Annotated in this window: 17 protein-coding genes and 1 pseudogene; 3 read left to right on the plus strand and 15 right to left on the minus strand. The window is 35.8% G+C overall.

Annotated elements, in window-relative coordinates; genetic code table 11:
• Positions 1–169 precede the first annotated feature (169 nt).
• Positions 170–2,890, plus strand: coding sequence for a YfhO family protein (locus ESP02_RS05730; protein ID WP_038398387.1), 2,721 nt, complete (start codon positions 170–172; stop codon positions 2,888–2,890).
• Positions 2,891–3,053: 163 nt separating this feature from the next.
• On the opposite strand, the gene ESP02_RS05735 is transcribed toward ESP02_RS05730, so the two are convergent.
• The 12 genes from ESP02_RS05735 to ESP02_RS05790 form a co-directional block, all read right to left on the minus strand.
• Positions 3,054–3,794, minus strand: coding sequence for a sugar isomerase domain-containing protein (locus ESP02_RS05735; RefSeq protein WP_002375142.1), 741 nt, complete (start codon positions 3,792–3,794; stop codon positions 3,054–3,056).
• Complete coding sequence (locus ESP02_RS05740; protein WP_002329672.1) at positions 3,795–5,045, minus strand: PTS ascorbate transporter subunit IIC; 1,251 nt, start codon at positions 5,043–5,045, stop codon at positions 3,795–3,797.
• A gap of 4 nt (positions 5,046–5,049) precedes the next feature.
• The gene (locus ESP02_RS05745; RefSeq protein WP_002375144.1) at positions 5,050–5,331 is read right to left on the minus strand and encodes a PTS sugar transporter subunit IIB; all 282 of its coding nucleotides are present in this window, start codon (positions 5,329–5,331) and stop codon (positions 5,050–5,052) included.
• A 12-nt stretch (positions 5,332–5,343) separates the two neighbouring features.
• Complete coding sequence (locus tag ESP02_RS05750; protein WP_002329674.1) at positions 5,344–5,775, minus strand: PTS sugar transporter subunit IIA; 432 nt, start codon at positions 5,773–5,775, stop codon at positions 5,344–5,346.
• Positions 5,772–7,412, minus strand: coding sequence for a PRD domain-containing protein (locus ESP02_RS05755; protein ID WP_025478567.1), 1,641 nt, complete (start codon positions 7,410–7,412; stop codon positions 5,772–5,774). The genes ESP02_RS05750 and ESP02_RS05755 overlap by 4 nt, the downstream gene beginning before the upstream one ends.
• 219 nt (positions 7,413–7,631) lie before the next feature.
• Positions 7,632–8,267, minus strand: a complete 636-nt coding sequence (locus ESP02_RS05760; protein ID WP_002375148.1) for a DUF998 domain-containing protein — start codon at positions 8,265–8,267, stop codon at positions 7,632–7,634.
• 151 nt (positions 8,268–8,418) lie between these two features.
• Positions 8,419–9,639 (minus strand): serine/threonine transporter SstT, encoded by a 1,221-nt coding sequence (gene sstT, locus ESP02_RS05765; RefSeq protein WP_002316020.1) that lies wholly within the window; start codon positions 9,637–9,639, stop codon positions 8,419–8,421.
• 343 nt (positions 9,640–9,982) lie between these two features.
• Positions 9,983–10,690 (minus strand): DUF4767 domain-containing protein, encoded by a 708-nt coding sequence (locus tag ESP02_RS05770; RefSeq protein WP_025478568.1) that lies wholly within the window; start codon positions 10,688–10,690, stop codon positions 9,983–9,985.
• A 242-nt stretch (positions 10,691–10,932) separates the two neighbouring features.
• Complete coding sequence (locus tag ESP02_RS05775; protein ID WP_002375152.1) at positions 10,933–11,475, minus strand: ferritin-like domain-containing protein; 543 nt, start codon at positions 11,473–11,475, stop codon at positions 10,933–10,935.
• 4 nt (positions 11,476–11,479) lie between these two features.
• Positions 11,480–11,707 carry a heavy-metal-associated domain-containing protein gene (locus tag ESP02_RS05780; RefSeq protein WP_002328330.1) on the minus strand — a complete coding sequence of 76 codons (228 nt, stop codon included), beginning with the start codon at positions 11,705–11,707 and terminating at the stop codon, positions 11,480–11,482.
• A gap of 78 nt (positions 11,708–11,785) precedes the next feature.
• On the minus strand, positions 11,786–13,666 hold the full coding sequence (locus ESP02_RS05785) for a heavy metal translocating P-type ATPase (protein ID WP_002375155.1): 1,881 nt from the start codon (positions 13,664–13,666) through the stop codon (positions 11,786–11,788).
• 190 nt (positions 13,667–13,856) lie between these two features.
• Positions 13,857–14,471 carry a GNAT family N-acetyltransferase gene (locus ESP02_RS05790; RefSeq protein WP_025478569.1) on the minus strand — a complete coding sequence of 205 codons (615 nt, stop codon included), beginning with the start codon at positions 14,469–14,471 and terminating at the stop codon, positions 13,857–13,859.
• Positions 14,472–14,612: 141 nt separating this feature from the next.
• On the opposite strand from ESP02_RS05790, the gene ESP02_RS05795 reads away from it, so the two are divergent.
• Complete coding sequence (locus ESP02_RS05795; protein ID WP_002326412.1) at positions 14,613–15,173, plus strand: TetR/AcrR family transcriptional regulator; 561 nt, start codon at positions 14,613–14,615, stop codon at positions 15,171–15,173.
• 177 nt (positions 15,174–15,350) lie between these two features.
• Here ESP02_RS05795 and ESP02_RS05800 read toward each other — a convergent pair.
• The 3 genes and pseudogenes from ESP02_RS05800 to rlmH form a co-directional block, all read right to left on the minus strand.
• Positions 15,351–16,571: pseudogene (locus ESP02_RS05800) on the minus strand (alpha-L-rhamnosidase); the annotation flags it as partial.
• A 337-nt stretch (positions 16,572–16,908) separates the two neighbouring features.
• The gene (locus ESP02_RS05805) at positions 16,909–17,757 is read right to left on the minus strand and encodes a hypothetical protein (protein WP_002375160.1); all 849 of its coding nucleotides are present in this window, start codon (positions 17,755–17,757) and stop codon (positions 16,909–16,911) included.
• 49 nt (positions 17,758–17,806) lie between these two features.
• Complete coding sequence (gene rlmH, locus ESP02_RS05810; RefSeq protein ID WP_025478483.1) at positions 17,807–18,286, minus strand: 23S rRNA (pseudouridine(1915)-N(3))-methyltransferase RlmH; 480 nt, start codon at positions 18,284–18,286, stop codon at positions 17,807–17,809.
• 427 nt (positions 18,287–18,713) lie between these two features.
• Here rlmH and ESP02_RS05815 point away from each other — a divergent pair, with 427 nt between their 5' ends.
• A complete protein-coding gene (locus tag ESP02_RS05815) occupies positions 18,714–20,003 on the plus strand; it encodes a S1C family serine protease (protein ID WP_002374326.1) in 1,290 nt (429 codons plus the stop codon).
• Positions 20,004–20,162: the final 159 nt, after the last annotated feature.

A 20,162-nucleotide genomic window follows, 5' to 3' on the forward strand; every position in this document is an offset into this window, starting at 1 on the left:
TTACAATTTATTTGCTTCATGAGTATAACATAATCTAAATAGCGTAGCTTGCAAACTATTGATGTCTCCTTGATTTTCAGATACTCATTTTAAAATAATGCTAGTTTTCCTAATTCTCATTGTCTATACTTGATATATATTCTTTAATCTATTATCGGAGGAACTTGTTTTGAAAAAACTGTTAAAAAAAGATGCTTTCACTTACTATTCTATTTTAAGCATCTGCTTATGGGTCGTTATCGTTAGTCTTTATATGTGGTGGCCTATTGCTGGAAAAGCCCCTGTTGAGCTATGGGATGGTCAATCCCAACACTTTGTTTCATTTGTTTATTTTGGCGAATATATTCGGGAAATAATCAAAAATATTTTGATTGATCATAACTTTTCTATCCCAACTTATGATTTTAGTATTGGTTATGGTCAAGATATTTTAGGAACATTACATTACTATATCATTGGTGATCCTTTTTCACTATTAGCAGTATTTGCTAAACCAAAGTATGCAGAATTTGCCTTTTCATTAGCAATCATGTTACGCATTTTCTTTTCCGGAATCTCTATATCGATCTTTCTTCGATATAAGAAAATGGCCAACTATCAAACTTTTATCGCCACATTCATTTATGTATTCTCTGGTTTCGTACTAAGTTCTGCTTGGAAACACCCTTACTTCATCAATCCGATGATTTATCTACCATTGCTATGTTTGGGGCTTGAGTATATCTTCGAGAAAAGAGGATATAAACTCTTTACGTTTATGATTTTCATTTCTGTTATCAGCAACTTTTATTTCTTTTATATGCTTTCTATCTTAATCTTTTTATACGCTGTTTACAGATATTTTGAACTTTATACTTTAAAAGACTATAAAGTGTTGTTTTCTCTTTTATTCAAATCTATTGGTAGTTACGTATTAGGAATAATGATGGGCTCCGTTATTTTCATTCCCGTAATTAATCAATTTTTCAATGCTGGACGCGGGGAGATTCATTCAACGCTCTTACCTTTTTACACGAAATCATTTTATTTGAATTTTGTGAAAAACTTTATTTCACCAGTTTACGGAGGAGAAGCCTCAACTGTCACAGCCTTTTTCCCAATCATCATTTTTGTATTATCCGTTATTTTATATCGTTCTAAGCAAAAAAGTAATTTTGCAAGACTTGATCTTTTTGCCATTAGCTTGTTGACTATTTTCTTATTCTTTCCATTTTTTGGTAGTCTTTTCAACGGATTCTCTTATAGCACGAATCGTTGGATGTTTGGTTATGCATTCTTTTGGGCTTTTCTAACAGCAAAATACTTACCTGTTTTAGTTGAATCCGCAACTGATTTATCAAAAAGAAAACGGTTTGTGCATATTTCTTCTATTGTTTTCTTTTTCTTTATCCTTTTCACTTTTGCAAACTATAAGCGAAATGTACCGCCTTATATCGGTTTGATCTTCCTGTTGCTCTATTCAACTATCTTTTTATTGTTTGCTAATTCGAAAAAAACAAAAATCGCGTTGAGTATACTGGTATTTTTGAATGCTCTAGTTTATGGAGTCTTTCAAACAAATATCAAAATCAATCCCCTTATCATTAACAGTTATACTGATAAAAATATCGTAGAAAATGATTATTGGGCACCAAAAAGTTCAGCTATCTCAGATATTATCAATAAAGATACTGACTGGTCTCGGTATGAATTGTCTAAAACTGGAAATCCTCGTTCCGAAGAAAACAATGCTTTGTTAAGGGGAATAAATAGTACGAATTTTTATTTTAGTTTAGCAAATAAAAATATTTTTTCCTTCAATAAGTCTATTGAGAACAATATCAACAGTGACTATGAATATTATGGGCTAGATAGTCGTGCAGAATTAGGCACTTTAGCAAATAGCAAATATTACGCAAAACTAAAAACTGACACTAATCAAGATGTTCCTTTTGGTTATACTTATTTACAAACAATCAATAAAAATGGTCAAGATGTAGAAATCTATCAGAATACAAATTTCCTACCTTTTGGCTATACGTACGATTCCTATATCAAACAAAATGATACTCAAACTAGTTCATTAGCTATTATGGATAGTATGACAAAAAGTGTTATTGTAAATAAAGATATCTCTGGTCTAAAGAAAAATCAGATTACCGATAAAGGAATCAAAAAACTGAACGATCATATACAGCAAACGGATGGAGTAGAGATAAAAGGAAATCAGTATATCGTTTCTAAGAACAATGCAACTGTTACGTTCTCTGTAGACGCTCCATCTGATTTGACAAATAATTATTTGTTTCTACGGTTTAAGGGAATAAATTATCCTAATACACAACCAGGATTATTTCTTCCAACTGAGACTGCCACGTATTTAAAAGTAACTTATGGACAACTGTCAAAAGAGTTTAATTTTCGAAATCAATATCAAGGATGGTACGTAGGGATCAAAAATTCCTTACTTAATTTAGGGGCAGTGCAACCTAATCAAACTATTCAAGTCAGCTTTAGAAATCAAGGAGTCTATACATTTGATTCTATTGAGTTATATACGCGTGACTATAGTCAATTAAGTACGGAAATAGCTAAATTAAGGGAAAACACACTTCAGAATGTTCATTTTTCGGCAAATGAAGTATCTGGTGAACTAAATCTGGAAAAAGAAAAACTGCTTTTATTAACCATCCCTTATGAAAAAGGATGGACTGCTTATGATAACGGAAAGAAAATACCAATTATCCAATCGAATTATATGTATACAGGATTACTCCTCAATCCAGGTAATCATCAAATCAAACTGATCTATCATACATCTGGTTTAATGACAGGTTGGATACTCACTATCGTTGGATGGATCATCTTCTTATTCACTATTATCTTGAAAAAACGATTTTCTTTTAAATAATTCAAGAAATTGTGTCAGAAGTGGCAACTTCAAGAAATTTGGGTTTATTTCCAAAAGATACTTCTGGAACACCCTTTGTTCGGAATAAGGGACTGTGACAATACTTTTGTCGCAGTCCCATTTTATTTCACTTATATTCTAAAAGATAAATTGCCATTATGAATTACATGAATTCATAATGAATCACTTCTTTATATTCCTCATATAATTCTGCGTTTCGCAGATCGCCCCCATCTAAATTCGCCGAATAAAATATAGGAGGATGTTTTATCCCATTTGCAATAAGCTGTTCGCAAACTTCCACGATGATCGTATTGAGGATGGCTGCACCGATTACAGTAGAGGAAGGACCAGCTTTTTGTACGATACCTGTCAGCTCACAGCAAGCATCTCCTATATCCCCATGGTTATCGATAACTATATCAGAAACCTCAAACAATCGTTTCCCTGATGAATGACGACTAGTCACCGATCGTGAATATTGGACATTCGTCAAACTAATGATTTTTACGCCCTTCGCTTTGGCAGCTAACGCTAAATCAATAATGATTGGGTTTCTTCCCGATACTGAGTGAAGGATCAATACATCTTGATCTTTAAATGAAACTGTTTTTGCTAAATTCGTTCCATATCCTTCTAAACGTTCCATTTGACTGGTAAAGGTGATAGGGGAACGATCTAGCATTACTTCTCGTCCAAAGATAGCATTGATGGTCATCATCCCACCTGCCCGATAATACATCTCTTCCGCTAAGATACCAGCATGACTAGCACCAAAAATATAGACCGAACTTTTTTGCAGATTCGCTTGGGTCAATACATCGATTGCTTCTTTGATTGACTTTTTTTCTTCCTTTTCAACCAAATCTAATAACTGTTTGATTTTATCCATATATTTGAACATCTAGAACCCTCCAAACAAACCGCTGAATCCTCTACCGATCATTCCCCATAACGACAAATCATTTCCGCCGAAAATCAATATCCAGCTTTGGATCGTCGTACTAAAAACAATAGCTGAAAAACCAGCTAATACGACCATGACAAATGAAGCTGCGATTGTTCCGACAACCGCTCCACGAAAGCCACCTTGACCTTCACCGATGACTGCTGCACCACCACATTCAAAGAAACTTGTGATTACTAATGGCACAAGCAACACGCCGAATAGATGGAATGAATTCGCCAAAACAACTAAAATCGTAGAAGTGATCATTGCCACGATAAAACCGATAATCACTGCATTTGGTCGATAATTGAATAAAATAGGCACATCAAATGCTGGTTTCGCTCCCGGTACGACTTTTTCTGCAATCCCTTGAAACGCTGGAATGATTTGATTGATCAGTAGTCGGACACCATATAGCATAATGAGTAGTCCTGCACCAAAATTCAACCCTGCTTCAATCGAAAACATCAGGAGATTATCCCCTTCTGGTATCAAAACAGGTGCGATGATCCCAACTACGGTATTCATCAAGAACATGACGAGTGCACCTGTAATTGAGATTTCTCGGAAAAATGAAAGATTCTCAGGTACTTTGATATCTTCTGTCGATTTTTCTTTATTTCCTACTCGTTTTGCTACAAATCCCGAAACTAAAGACAAAACACCCGTTGGATGACCAATCAGGAAAGAATCATCTCCCGTAGCATCCCAGACATATTTGCGCATGATCCACGGCATGAAAGACCAATAACAAGCCGATAAAATCCCGCTGATTCCAATCAATGCTCCCCCTGACAGTCCTGCTTCCACACCAGCTGCTACAAATACGAAAGGAAACCACCAAAGCATATGACCTGTTAAAAAGATCGTCTTCACAGGTGTAAACCGAGCAATCAATAAATGGATAACCAATCCTAAAAACATAGCTAATCCGACCGTCCCGCCATATTCTGCAGTAAACGTCACATCAGATAGTCCTTCTGTCACTTCTACACCCAACTGTGTTTGGACAGCTATATTGATTGGAGAAATCGTACCGACCAGCATATTGACTCCGGCGGTCAAAGCAACCATACCAAATGCAGCGGTCAAAGCTCCCTTAACCGTTTCTGAAAATGATTTTCGCTGGATGATCAGCCCGAGCATCGCAATCAAACCTAACAAGACGGGCGGATTCTTCAAGATGTGTTCACTAATGAAATTCATTCTTTTATTCCCCCTTATCAGCTAGATATTGTTCCAATTGCGCCTTTATTTCTGAAGTATCCATATACTTTTTAATAGGATAAACAGGCGCTTTTACAGAAGCTTTTAGTTCTGGAAGTAATTCATGACTTGTAAAATAAACATCTGCCATCGTTGCTTTGGCAGTGGATAAATCTGTATTTTCCACTGTTGCCTTTAAACCAAACTCCTTAATTACTTTATCAAGAGACATTTTCAAAACCATAGAACTCCCTACACCAAATCCACATACTGCTAAAATTTTCATTTTTCTTCCTCCTTATGCAAATAACTGAATGATTGTTTCTTTATTTCCTGATAAAATCGTTTGATACTTTTCATTGTCCATAAATATTTCCATGATATCTTTTAATCTCTCCAGATGGCTTTCGTGGTTTTTGGCAGCTAAAACCAAAAAAATATGGATTGGTTTCCCTTTCATATCTACGGCATCTTTTACGACTAAAAGACTCATACTTTGCTCGTTTACTCCAAGACCTGGTTTTGCGTGCATCAGCGCAAAATAATCAGCCAACACCATATATGGTCCATTTTCCTCTACACTTCTGATCATGTTTTCTAAATACGTATGCGTTATCATTTTGTTTTTTAATAATGGATTGCTAGCGATTTCGACTGCTTTCATCCAATTTTCAGCCGTTTCTATTACTTGGATTTGATTTTTCGGCAGCAATTTATTGATACTACTCATTCTCTGACCTCCAACATTTTTGAAATAAACCAATTTTTATCCTCTATTCCTTGCATGACCATTTTCATCACAGGTTCGACTTCTTTCACATCTTCTTCTCGGATCATTAGCAGAACAACGATATCTGCCTTTTGATATCCCCATGAAAATGGCTTGTCTGCTATCAATACAGCAACCGAAGTTTGTTTAACGCCATTAGGATTGCCATGAGGAATAGCAAAACCATTCTCCAAGTATGTTGATTGGATTTCCTCACGCTCAAAAATAGAGTGGAGAAATCGCTGTTTCGAATCTTCATTCTCAAACTGTTGCTGATCAACCAAAAAACGGATAGCAGCTTCTTTTGAATCAAAGTGATCAAAATAGACATTAGAGGAAATAAGATGTTTCACTTTTTCAGATATCGAGCCTTCGATGTTTATTTGTTCGTTATCTATGACCAGATCGATATAATGATTCATGATACGTTTCATATCTCTAGCAGTAACCATTGGCGAGATTCTTACTACTGGTCTAATTTGTTTAGGTATATCGACAGTGGAGATAATCAAATCTACGTCAAACAAATCTAGTCTGTTCAATTTATCGACAGATGCTGTTTCGATACTATCGATATCAGGTAAGATTCTTCTGATTTTTGCAGAGACAAATGAACTGGTTCCCATGCCATTGGGACATACGAATAAGAGTCTATTTAATCGTTTGACACGCTCGATTGCTGCTTGGAAATGGATAGCTACAAAACCTACTTCATCTTCGGACAAGCTTACTTGATAAGGCCAGCGAAAATCATTTAACGCAAACCAGACAACACCATACAAAGAAGGATAATTTTGTTTTATCTCCTCTATCAAAGGATTTACGATGGTCGTTTGAGCCTCAATACGTAAAAGTAGCTGATACAGATGTACAAGCAGATCTTCTTCTAAACGACTATCTTGGGTAAGATCTATCTGAATGCCTCTACTCACTTTTTGGATCAATTGCCGGATTTTTTCTCGAAATACCAAAGGGATCGTTTCATTTTTCATGAAAAAGCGTAAACCACTTCCCACAATAACATAAGTCAAATACTGTACTTCTTCTTGCGAAAATTGGTAAATACGCTGTTCCTCTAACTGATGCAGCAATTCACAAACGAGGGGATATTTGTTGAATTCTAAAAAATACTTTCCATATTGATTTTTACCTTTTAAACTGATTTTCTTCCCTTCTCTTGAACGCTGGATCATCAATAAGATCGAAACAATGATACTTGAAAAGTAGCTTTCTGGTATCTCAATTTGCTTGTCTGCAATGCTCTCGCGAAAAGATCGTTCGACTATTGCTAGAAGCTTTCGATCCACTATTTCTCTTACGATCTCCAATTCATCAAAATGATTCAGGATCATACGCTTTAGTACCTTCTGAACCTGTATTTCATTTCCTTCAAAATATGTCCCGAAACGATCAAAACTGAGATTCAACCCTTCTTTCGCAAATACATATTTGATGTAAGAAATATCATTTGCGATACTGCTTCTGGAAACATAATATTCTTCAGAAAGTTGCTGGTAACTTACATGCTCGAAATTGGACAGTCTGTTCAGGATCGCTACTCTTCGAAGTTTGCTTTCTTGATATTGTATTACACTCATTTCCATCACCTTCTATATTCACTATAATTTTTTCTTATAAGGAGAACTAGACCAAATAAAAGATTAAAATAACCTGAGAAATCATACACTACTCTTTCTCAGTTAATATACGCTAAAACAAAAGCTCTACAAGAAATTTATGGAACTTTATTTCAGAAAAACAAAAAAACAGCCAACGGACGAAATGTCCGCTGACTGTTCAATTTGACGGCTCAAGTTTTACTGTTTGAGATGCAAGATACTCAACCAGGCAATGGGCACATAATTAAAGAAAAAACTGATTCTTTGGCAAAATCCTATTTTATTCAGTAATGGCCAAGAATTTATAGAAGGAATTCTTGCCAGACCATAAATCGCCGCAAAAAGCAAACTGATCACAGACAGTCCAAGGTATAAGTGGCTTACGTCCATTTGCCCATTTTTTCGATAGATCAAGAAAAGAAGAATTGGAAACAATAAAAAACCACTGTAACCTAAACCTGATCCGATATTATGGACCCATGTCGAGACATTCCACGAAGATTCATGGGTATTGATACTGAACAAACCTGTAAAGATACAATCACCTATACCATAAAAACCGATAGATGCTGTAACTAGGGTAGCTAGCACACGAGATGTACTTGCAAATGCAGCATACAATGCAGGCAATGACAGGATGAAAAAAATCCCTGAAACCACTGACCAAATAAGAAACGCCTTTCTTACAGGACTGGAAATCTCTCCAAATACACTGATCACACTCTTCATTTGATCTAATTCAGGATAATACAATCCTAATACGTACGGAGTCAAAAAATCACTCAACACGCCTAATAGTAAAAAGAAAAAACCAAATTTACGTAAAAAATCCATGATGCGCCTCCAATAACAATTACCTATGCTTTTAATTGTTATTATAAACGACTTTATCTCGATTTAACAGGAACCTCTATTTTACAGGATCATCTATATAACTCATTAAAAATTTGAATCGTCTTAAGGTTCATCCCTAAATATCTAATGTTCAACGTTCATTTAATCCGTCTAATCGGTCTTTCAATTTGATTTTTTCTCCACTTCTTTTACGCGCGCCTAATTCTCCTATTGCAGTAAACAACAGATCACTTGACGAATTTAAGGCAGTTTCCATTGAATCTTGGATAACACCGATAATAAATCCGATACCGACGATTTGCATCGCAACATCATTAGAGATACCAAACAAACTACATGCTAATGGAATCAATAACAGTGAACCGCCCGCAACACCTGAAGCCCCACAAGCAGCTAAAGCAGACAAAATACATAAAAGGACTTTCAAAACAAATGGTGCTTCAATCCCTAAGGAATGTACAGCCGTCAATGACATCACGGAAATAGTAATCGCAGCACCGCCCATATTGATCGTAGCACCTAATGGGATCGATATGGAATAAGACTCTTTCGTCAATTTCAATTTTTCAGCCAGCATCATGTTTATCGGGATATTTGCGGCAGAACTTCGGGTAAAGAAAGCGGGAAGCGCACTTTCTTTCAAACAAAAGAGAATCAATGGATAGGGGTTTTCTTTAATAAACAAAAACGTGAGGAACGGGTACACAACTAATGCGACAAACAGCATCGTGCCGATCAACACAAGTAAAAGCTGCAGATATTCTGCCAATCCAGCGATTCCAGTCGTGGCAATCGATTGATAAACCAATCCTAAAATCCCTATCGGAGCGAATGCAATAATCACTTGTACGACTTGTGATAATGCTACAGATATTTGATCCACCAATTCTTTTGTCGATTCTGAACGGGCTCGAAAAGCTAGACCTAACAACACAGCCCAGAATAAGACACCAAGATAATTCGCATCAATGAGCGATTGAACAGGATTTTGTGTGACATTTGTCAACATCGTAGATAAAACACTTTCCAAATTTTGCGGTGCTTGTTCAGATACTGTTTCTTGTAAAGTAATAGGAACAGTAAAAATTGAACTTATAATCACTGCTACAAGTGCAGAAAGCAATGTTCCTACTAAATACAAGACTAAAATAGGCTTCACAAATGTCTTATTTCCTATTTTATGTTTGGCAATTGAAGCCATCGTCAAGAAAAAAACTAGAAGAGGCGCAATTGCTTTCAAGCAACTGACAAACAACGTCCCCAATATTGAAATAAATGTCCACGTGGGGAAAAAGATACCAAACAATATTCCGACTAAAATACCAACAACAATACGTTGAACTAACGACATATCCAAAAACTTCTCTAACAAATGACCACCCTTTCACAATTTTAACAATCATTGTATCATTTTATCTAAAGAAACTAAAGGTGCAATTTTCTAAAAATTCTAATAATATAATTGGCAATTCATGCTCTTACAACATTCAATTTTAGTATTGGAGGGTTTATTCAATCTCTAAAGAAGTCGAGAGAAAACTATTTATCGTTATATTATTAAAGTTATCCAAGTAAAACGTAATTAAGATGAAGGATGAAACTAGAAATTTCATCCTTCATCTTAATTCTTAGACATAGCAATCAATTAATATTTTCCACTGAGTCTCTTCTTTCTCTCACTCTCACTGGTTTACTTACCCATAAATGATTTGATTAAAGCCATTTTTCAATTCATTATTCGCTGTCTCGTTGAAGTAAAGATAATTATCGGGATTCCCCTGATTTTGTTGTGTAACCAATACTTTTGGCTGATTTTGCTGAAACCCGAATAGATAGACGTGCTTTTTCAGATATGGTTCTGTCTCTGCATCGGAATAGACGGCTGTGATTTGATAATCTGCTTGACCTGTCCCGCTTTCTGACCATTCTGCAGAAACAGGCACTCCACCAATAGCCATCTTCCACTCCCCATTCAAAATAGCTTGAGGGACTTTAAGACCATATAAGTCCACACTCATTTGATTCGTATAACTTTTGTATTGTTGTCCCATTGTTTGGCCCCATGTGGTCATAAATGCCTCTAATTGTGCGGCTTTGTCTGCATTCCACAGTGTTTGTTCGACTTGTTCGCTGCTTTCTGAAGAGGAAGATGAAGCCTCTACAGAAGAACTTGAAGTAGATGTTTGAGTTGTTTCAGTCGTTTTGGAAGACTCTGACGAAGTAGAGGTATCTACTGTTTCTGTACTTGTTGCAGTTGACTTGCTCTCTGTGCTAGTCGTTGTAGTAGTTGCAATTGTTGTTTTCGCTGTTTCTTTTGTTGATTCTTTTCTTGGATCATTCCCGTTGGTACAACCAGCTAACAAAAAAGCTAGACCCATTGTTAATAAAATCCTTTTTTTCAATTAAAAAACTCCTTTCAATTACTCCCCCACTTCTTTATTCTATCAAATAAGCAATGTGATTTTATTGATTTGTTGTATTTTCTCATCCATCTTTTAAACCATTTAAACACTAAGAAGCACCCGCTGATGTCTTATAGACAACATCAGCGGGTGCTTCTTTTTATTTTATTTTTAAGACAAAACTTCGTGTTTTTTTCTGTTTTTCTCACGCTTTATATTTGTATTTGAAGAAACATAGACTTTTAGTCATCATCGTCTTCCTCATCCAAATCTTGTCGGACAGTTTTTCCTTGGAGTCTTTGTACTTGGTAGATGATTTCTTTATTGAAACTTAAAAGTTCAACAAGCAATTGTTGCAAGCCATATTTTTCTTCTTTTTCAGCTAACTTGATTGCCCGTGTGATAAAGACATTTTGGAAATCAAAATCTTTTGCAAAGTTTTCCAACATTGTTGAAGCTGGTAAATATTTGTTTTGACCATGTTCGTAAATTTTTCCATAACGCATGACTTCTTCTAAAGTAGACGGAACGATTTCATTATCAATCACTAACTCATGAGAGATTTTATTGAACCATCTCGCTTCTTGATCAGCATATTCCGAAAAAAGGGTACTTAATTCTTGCGAAGATGTACCCAAAACATACAATTGTGCTTGGATCAATTTCATTTCTTCTAATTTAAAATTTGCTAATACATGCCCCACCATGGCGCCAGCAGTTGGTTTATGATGGTCGATATCTGCTTGTTTTGTTTCTTGAGCAAATTTTTCTTCCACTATATTCATTGATTTACGCCTCTTTTACTTTTGTTGATTGGACTTCATAACCTAATTTTTCCACAACTGCAGCTAATTGTTCAGGGTGGACTTCATCTGGATCAAAGTTTGCTTTGATTTTGCTTGCATTAAACAAAACTTTCGTATTGCTTACCCCAGGCTGTTGAGAAACCGCATGTTCGATTTTTTGCATACAGCTTGGACAAGCTAGTGTATCTAATTGCATAATAATTTTTTTCATCGTAGTTCTTCCTTCCTTTTTCTTGATAGTCTTATTCTAGATTACAGCTTCCATAAAAAAATTGATTCTTATCAAGTTTTACGATTTTTCTTCTTTGCTTTCGTGACCAAAATACAATAAACGCATCGCGTTAAAGATAACGATCAAGATACTAGCTTCGTGAACGAACATCCCACTAGCCATGTAAATAAACCCGGCAAATAAGCCGATGAGTAAAAATAAGACGACACCAATGGCAATCACTACATTTTCACGGGTATTCAAAACAGTTTTCTTAGCCAAACGGTAGGCATGAACCAACGATCCAAAACTAGATTGCATCAAGACAACGTCACTCGTTTCGATAGCGACATCCGTTCCTGATCCCATAGCAATCCCGATATCAGCCGCAGCCAAAGAGGGAGAATCATTGATTCCATCTCCAATGAAAGCAACGCGCAATCCTTGTTCTTGGTATTTTTTCACAAATTGAACCTTTTCGTCTGGTAATAATTCAGCATGGACTTCATCAATACCTAACATATCAGCTACATAATCAGCAGTCATCTGATTATCACCTGTCAGCATCACTAAATGTTTTGCTCCTGCTTGTTTCAACTCAGCTAATTGTTCAGCGACTTCTGGTCGAATCACATCTGACACACCAATGATTTGAGTGATTTTTTTGTCGATTGCTACAATAATGACCGAGCTGCCTGTTTGTTGTAATTGATGTAAATCTTGTACTTGCTTTGGTGTGAGAGAAAGTTTGTGAGCGGCAATCAATTTGGTGTTGCCCGCACAAACTGCATGACCATCAATCTCAGCTGTGATTCCTTGTCCCTTGATTGTCTGATTATCTTTGACTACTAATTGTTGAAAATCAATTTCTTTCTCCTGAGCATAATGGATCACGGCGCGCCCCAGAGGATGATCGGATAACGTTTCTAATCGAGCCACTAAAGCTAAGCTGTCACCTTCATCCTCTGTATAGTTCTTGATAGTGGATACAGCAGTAGTTCCTTTGGTCAATGTACCGGTTTTATCAAAGACAAAAGTATCGATTTTGGAAAAAGTATCCATTGCTTCACCGCCTTTGACTAAGATGCCCCGTTTTGCTCCATTACCGATTCCTGCTACATTCGAAACAGGCGCACCAATGACTAAAGCGCCAGGACAACCAAGAACCAAAACAGTGATTGCTAAACGAAAATCACGGCTGATCAGACCAACAAGCAACGCAATAAGTAAAACGGTTGGAGTATAATACTGAGAAAATCGATCAATGAATTTTTCTGCATGGGATTTGGTATCTTGTGCTTCTTCTACTAATTCGATAATTTTGGCAAAGGTCGTATCATCTCCAACCTTAGTTGCTTCGATCGTCACGTAGCCATCTGCTAAAATCGTTCCAGAAAATACGTCATCTCCACTGATTTTGACGACTTGTCGTGATTCACCCGTCACTGCGGCTTCATCCGCATACCCTTTCCCGTCAATGACTCGTCCGTCCACAGGAATAGCTCCACCAGTTTTTACTAAGACGATATCGCCTTCTTCCACGTCATCGATTTCCACTTCTTCGGTTGTTCCATCTTCTTGGACAACGCTGGCAGTCGATGGGGCCATCTCGGTCAAAGCCTTGATTGATTCCCGCGTTTTGGTCAATGTTTTTTGTTCCAGATAACTACCAAACAAAAACAAGAATGTAACGATAGCTGACTCCTTGTATTCTCCGATCATAAAGGCACCAAGCACAGCAATAGTAACGAGTAAATCAATTGAGATAACTTTGAATTTTACTGCCTGATACGCATGGATCATAATAGGTATGACCGCAATAATAGAAGCTATGGCTAGAGCAATGTTATAGAACAAGACAAATCCAGTAAATTTTCCGATAAAACCAAAAATAATCAACACAGCTGATAAGGCGGTAATATGATTTCGATGCTCTTGGATCCACTTTTGAAATTTCATCTTTCTCCCTCTTTTCCTTTTCGTTCTTACGAGACTAAGTATAGATACTTATCCATCATAAAAAATTGACCACTATCAAGTTTAGTCAAAAAGGCGGTTTTCTTTTGGCAGAATACACTACAAAAAAATAGTTAGCAAGAAGACTCACTAAAAGTGTTCTTGCCAACTATTGTCGATTCTATCGAAATTTTCATTGAATGATTTTCCTGTACAGCATACATCGGAGATCTATTTCTTTATCTAAGATTTTTATCTTGCTAATTTTTTCCTTTAGTCTTTCAAATCCACGTCGTTCATAGAATTGATACGTACAGCCACTATCTGTAAAAAGGAATATTTCTTTTCCTTTCTCTCTTTTTTCAAATTCTGTTAGCAACTTGGTGCCGATGCCTTTTATTTTCAAATCAGGATTTGCAACTAAAAAAATGATCTCTCCATCTGGCGAATGCTTTTTTAAATATGCTGCAAGCATTTGTTCATTTGCTGTCTCGTAAGCTCCTTTACTTTCTTTAGCAAATATATTTTGTAAAAAATCGAATATCTTAACATATATTTGCTGTCCAAAAGAACGATGTTTCTTTTTTTCTCCTTTTATCTCCGCCAGCAAAACACCTGCCAACTCGTCCTCTGCATACAAAGCAAGAATTTGAGTAGCTCGATTCAACTCCATATACAAAAAATATCTTCCGTAAAGATTCAGCAGAAGTTCATTTCCCATATATCTCTCAAAGTTCATTCCTTCAACAGCAAAATAGATCGCTTTTTTGTAATCTTTCTTTTCTAAGGGTTTAAAAGTTAGTTTCATCATTTCGCCTCCTTAACTTCAATGATTGTGTTATACTTACATTATAATAGACACAGTGTCTACTATCTATAATCAATCATCTATAAGATTGTCGATTAAGCGACAGCTTTGCTTTGATATGTCGGATAAGGAGATAGGTAAATGAAAAAGACAGATAGACGCGTCAAAAAAACAGAAAAAGCTTTGGCTGAAGCACTATCCACATTATTAGTAAATAAAAAGATTCAAGCAATCACTATACGCGAGCTAACAGAAACGGCAGACGTACATCGTTCGACTTTTTATACACATTATAAGGATATCTATGATCTATATGATCAATTAGAAAGCAACTTTTTTCGGGATCTAACTGAAATTCTCTCTTATGATCCAGCCCATAGCTATGAGGAACTATACACTCGCTTGATCGACTATGTTTACGCAAATACTTTTTTATATCGCTTGTTTATCCTCAACCATGGTGATATTTCGTTTCAGAAGAAAGTTAAACAAGTTATTGAAGAAAACTATCTGAGCATATGGCTATATGAAGACAAGAAAACGATTATCACAGAAGAAATGAGATTCTTCACTACGTACCACGTCCAAGGTTGTCTATCCGTTCTCAATCGGTGGGTAGAAAGCAATTACAAGTACTCTAAAAAAGAATTATTAGAACTCTTACAGAAACTGAATGATCACATAGAGAAAATCATGCCTTGAATAGAAAAAGGCTGTGACAAAAATCTTGTCGCAGCCCCTTTTTTCGGTAATAATAGATGAAAAAATTCTTGAAAAACTATGCTGTTTTTCGAATTTTTTTATAAGAGTGAAATATATTTAGTTGCTTCAACCATACAAATTTTGTAACAAAAATAATGATTGTACACTATTACTTAATTATCTTTTGATGGCTTCAATTAACCAACTGCTATCGATGATTGTTTTCGAGTTTACTTTAAATTCTTTTGAGAATCTATAATTAATAGTTGAAGGAATCTGGGCTTTTATCATCGTTTTTTCTTGCGTTTTTTTCCATCCTATTCCAATTTCTCCATGAATCGTTCTTAAAGTCCCTTCTGCAAATTCTATATCATCAGGAATATAAGGATCAATTAATAAATCAGTAGACTCTTGTGTCTCTTGATCAAATTTGATTCCCAATAAAGCAGAGATAAACCACTGACTGTATGATGTGAACATAGCATGATTTAAAGAAGATCCATCCATTTTTTTAAAATACTCGCCCAACGCTCCACTATTATTAGATACCATAGAATAAAAACTTGGATAACTTTTCCTTGTGAGCCATTGATAAATTAAATCTTGATCATCTAGAATTTCATATGACCACGCCATGCCAAAAATCCCCATCTTAAAGACACCATCATCTTCCCTAATTTGGTTTTTGAATTTTTGTAATAATTCTGGGAATTCTTTATCTAATCCAGCTTTGAGAGAAAAAATATAGCTTGATTGGCTGCCACCTTGAAAATAACCTTTAGAATTGTAATATTCCTTTATTAGTTTTTCTTTTACATACCTGATTTTTTCTTCTAACTTTTCTGTTTCAAAGCTCATTCCTTTGGTAAACACAGCTAATTTTTGATAGCTTTGCAATACTATTAAATACATTGCTGCTGAACAAAATTCTTTATCTGGCGGTGTTTCTTTGTTATTAATAAGAACAGTATCTACAGAACCCCAATCACCCAAACAACAATACTTAATGTACTCATAATCAAATTTCAAAAGATAATTCAGATGTCTATTCAAAGATACTGAAATTCTTTTGTCCTCAATAATGGACATTCCATAATATTTCATATATTTTAAGACAATGATCGGAAGCACTAATTGCCATCCTAACGAACCAGCGTTATTACTAGGTCCAAACGTCTGGATACCCATAAATGGAGCAGTTTGTGTTATTCCACCTTCAAGGGTTTGATCGAAAATAAAATCAAGCAACACTTTTTTCAATAATTGTTCCGAATCAAATGAATAAATTTGAGATTCTATTAATGCGACAATATCTCCACCATATCCTAGTCTTTCACGAGCACAATCTTCATAATATGAACGGATATTATTTCTTTTGGTTTGAATCGCAATACGTTGAAGATCATTCGACGCTTTTCCATCATAAAGTTATCAGTTCTGGAGGTATAATTCTTATATTAAGAAGGAAAGGATAAAATCATCAACAGAAATCGTTGAGTTATTATTTTACTAGAACCTTCGAATTAAGGTTAATAAAGATATGTTGAAAGAACTATAGACAGCAAATATCCCTAGCAATACTTTTTCCAAATCATTTCTTCTTTCTGTTTGTAAATTTCATTAATATCTATTACCTATAAGATTTTTTTCTTAAAATATCAATTATAAGTAAGCTTTATTATTAAAGTTTTTCCTTAATACTATTTTAATTTTAAGTTATAGTTGAAACACCGTTCTAATTATTAATATAAGCAATTGCACTCCCACTACCAAATTTGATATCTGGCAAAGATCGTTTATATAAATTAAGTTCTCGCAAAGTATCCTCTCTTTTAGATAATGCCTGAAACGCATAGCGTGTTCGGCCATTTTCAAACTTCTTCGACTCCGAATATTGAGAAGAAACTTTATACGCAGCAACAACCGCGTTGTCTGCTCCTGTATTAACAGCTATAACATAGCGAATTCGATGTATTTTATCGCGCCCAATTACCCAGTTACCTAGCGTACGAGATTTTAAATTATTATCATCACGAAATCTGTCGTCAATCGGATATTCTTCTGACTCATCTTTACAAAGATTAAAAGCATCTCTCACTTTTACCGCTAAAATCAACTCATCTGTCGCTATTTCACTTATAGACATCTCTTGGAATCCATATTGTTCTTCTATCTCTTCAACTAACATTGCCTTAGAACCATGCCCTTTTACCAAATTTGTCAACGAAAGTCCTTGAACCAGTTGAGCATAATTGATCAATGCATTCTCACTGGCATAAGCCTCGCTCTCAGTTAAACCATAACTAAGTATGTAACTTAGTATTTGTAGATTCATTCTGTTTATTTCTTGGATGGTTCTTATTTTCAAGGTTCTAGCTGTTTCATTTTCTTCAAGTAAATCGTCTTTTCTCAGCGTACCCAGTGCCGCTTGGCGATGGGCAAAAATACGATCTTTTTTTCCTTTTCCAATGTAAAAAGTCTGGTTGTTTCTAGGATCAACCAAGCAGTAGACATAGTAAAGATGTTTCTCGTCTTTTTGCAACTCAGCTAAAGTAGACGTAGAAAATTTTTTAAGTTCACTCATTTGTTACTCCTCTGTTTTACTATTTTTTCCCTGTCTCTAAAAAATATCATCACTTATGATACGGCGCCCCCGCATTAATCCGGAAGGCACGGTAGATTTGCTCGACAAGGATCAGACGCATCAATTGATGTGGATACGTCATTTTTCCAAAAGAGATCTGAGCATTGCTTCTTTTCATGACGGCTTCGCTGAGTCCTAAAGAGCCGCCGATAACAAAAACAAGGTGGCTTTTTCCTTGGATACCTAATTGGTCGATTTGTTTAGCAAAAGATTCGCTTGTGGGATTTTCCCCTTCAATTGCTAAGGCATAGACGTATTCTTGTTCTTTGATTTTCGCTAAGATCCGTTCTCCTTCTTTTTCTTTTACTTGTCTCATTTGCGCTTCGCTTAAATTCTCTGGGGCTTTTTCGTCAGGAACTTCGATCAATTCGATTTTTGCATAGGCATTCAGCCGTTTGACATACTCATTGATACCTTGAATCAAGTATTTTTCTTTTAATTTTCCTACTGAAATAATTTTGATATTCATGTTTTCTCTCCTTTGATCTTCACGCTCACTTTGTTTATTATAATCAATTTTTTCGTCTATATGTTTATTTTGGCTATTTTTGTTAAAAAGATTTCCCCAACAGTTATGCACAACATCCACAGGTTTATCCACAGAAAACAGTGTTATTTTACCTTATTTCATCACATTCATTAGGCAAACATACGTTTTATAAAAATTTATCCACTTTATACACAGGCTGTGGATATGTTTTATCCCTTATTTTTCCAATCCTATCCGCGTAGTTTTACACAGTATCTGTGGAAAAAGAAAATCAAATATTTTCATCTGAAAACAATGATTTTTCCTAAAGTTTTTCATAAAAAGTTCACAGTCTCAAAGTAGACTAAAGTCAACAAATAAGACTATACTAACAGTAGATAAATGAATGTAATTGGAGGAGGAACACATGGATAGAAAAAATGTGACACCAAAGATGAAAAAAAATAAAAATAATAGCCTCTGGCGTAAGTTAGGTCTGGGGCTTGTTGGAGGGATCGTTGGAGGACTACTGACAGCTGGCATTTTTTATGCAGCGATGGGCACTGGCAACAATAGTTCTACTGCTACAAGCGGCAATCAGAATTCTGCCGGTGAAACAGTTGTGGAAAATGTCAAAGTCAATGTAGATTCTGATATCACCAAAGCGGTAGATAAAGTTCAAGACGCTGTCGTTTCTGTTATCAACTTACAAAGTCAAAACCAATCAAGCGGTTTTGGCGGACTATTCGGGCAGCAAGAAGAAAGTAGCAGCTCAGATGATAGTAATTTGGAAGCTTATAGTGAAGGAAGCGGCGTGATCTACAAAAAAGACGGAAATACTGCTTATATAGTCACAAACAACCACGTAGTAGATGGACAGCAAGGTCTTGAAGTCTTGATGAAAGACGGTACGAAGGTAAAAGCTGAATTAGTTGGAACAGATGCTTATTCAGATTTAGCGGTGTTGAAGATCAATTCAGATAAAGTCGAAACAGTTGCCTCTTTTGGTGACTCAAGTGCTCTGAAGGTTGGTGAACCTGCGATTGCGATTGGTTCCCCATTAGGATCTGAATATGCGAATTCTGTCACTTCAGGAATCATTTCTTCCTTGAACCGACAAGTAACAAGTACGAATGAATCGAACGAAACAGTCAATATCAATGCGATCCAAACAGATGCAGCGATCAACCCGGGAAATTCTGGTGGTCCTTTAGTGAATATCGAAGGACAAGTTATCGGTATCAACTCAAGTAAGATCGCAAGTACTTCTGAATCTACTTCTAACGTAAATGTAGAAGGAATGGGATTTGCCATCCCAAGTAACGATGTAGTGAATATCATCAATCAACTGGAAAAAGACGGAAAAGTGACACGTCCAGCTCTAGGTATCACAATGGTCGACTTATCTGCCGTTTCTACTCAGCAACAAGAACAAATCTTGAAGATTCCTTCATCTGTAACTAACGGTGTCATCGTGACAAATGTCCAAACAGCTACACCGGCTGAAAAAGCTGGATTGAAACAATATGATGTCATTACTAAGATCGATGACAAAGAAGTTTCTTCTGGCGTAGAACTTCAATCTGCTTTGTATAAGAAAAAAGTGGGAGATTCTGTCAAAATCACTTACTATGAAGGCTCGAAAGAAAAAACAACTACTGTTGAATTGACGATCGATCAATCGGCATTAAAACAAAATCAAAATAGTGAAAATTAATAAAAAAGAGGTTGTGACAAAGACTTGTCACAACCTCTTTTTTAAATGGTGTTCTTCTGCCAACTCCTCGGTCACAAGTCACAATATTCAACAAACATGAGAAGTTGTTTTTTGAAATTGCTCCTTGTGACTCAGAGTGAAAAGGCAGACTCACAACCT

Source organism: Enterococcus sp. NBRC 3427 (assembly GCF_007996925.1).
In the GTDB taxonomy this organism is placed as follows: domain Bacteria; phylum Bacillota; class Bacilli; order Lactobacillales; family Enterococcaceae; genus Enterococcus_B; species Enterococcus_B lactis.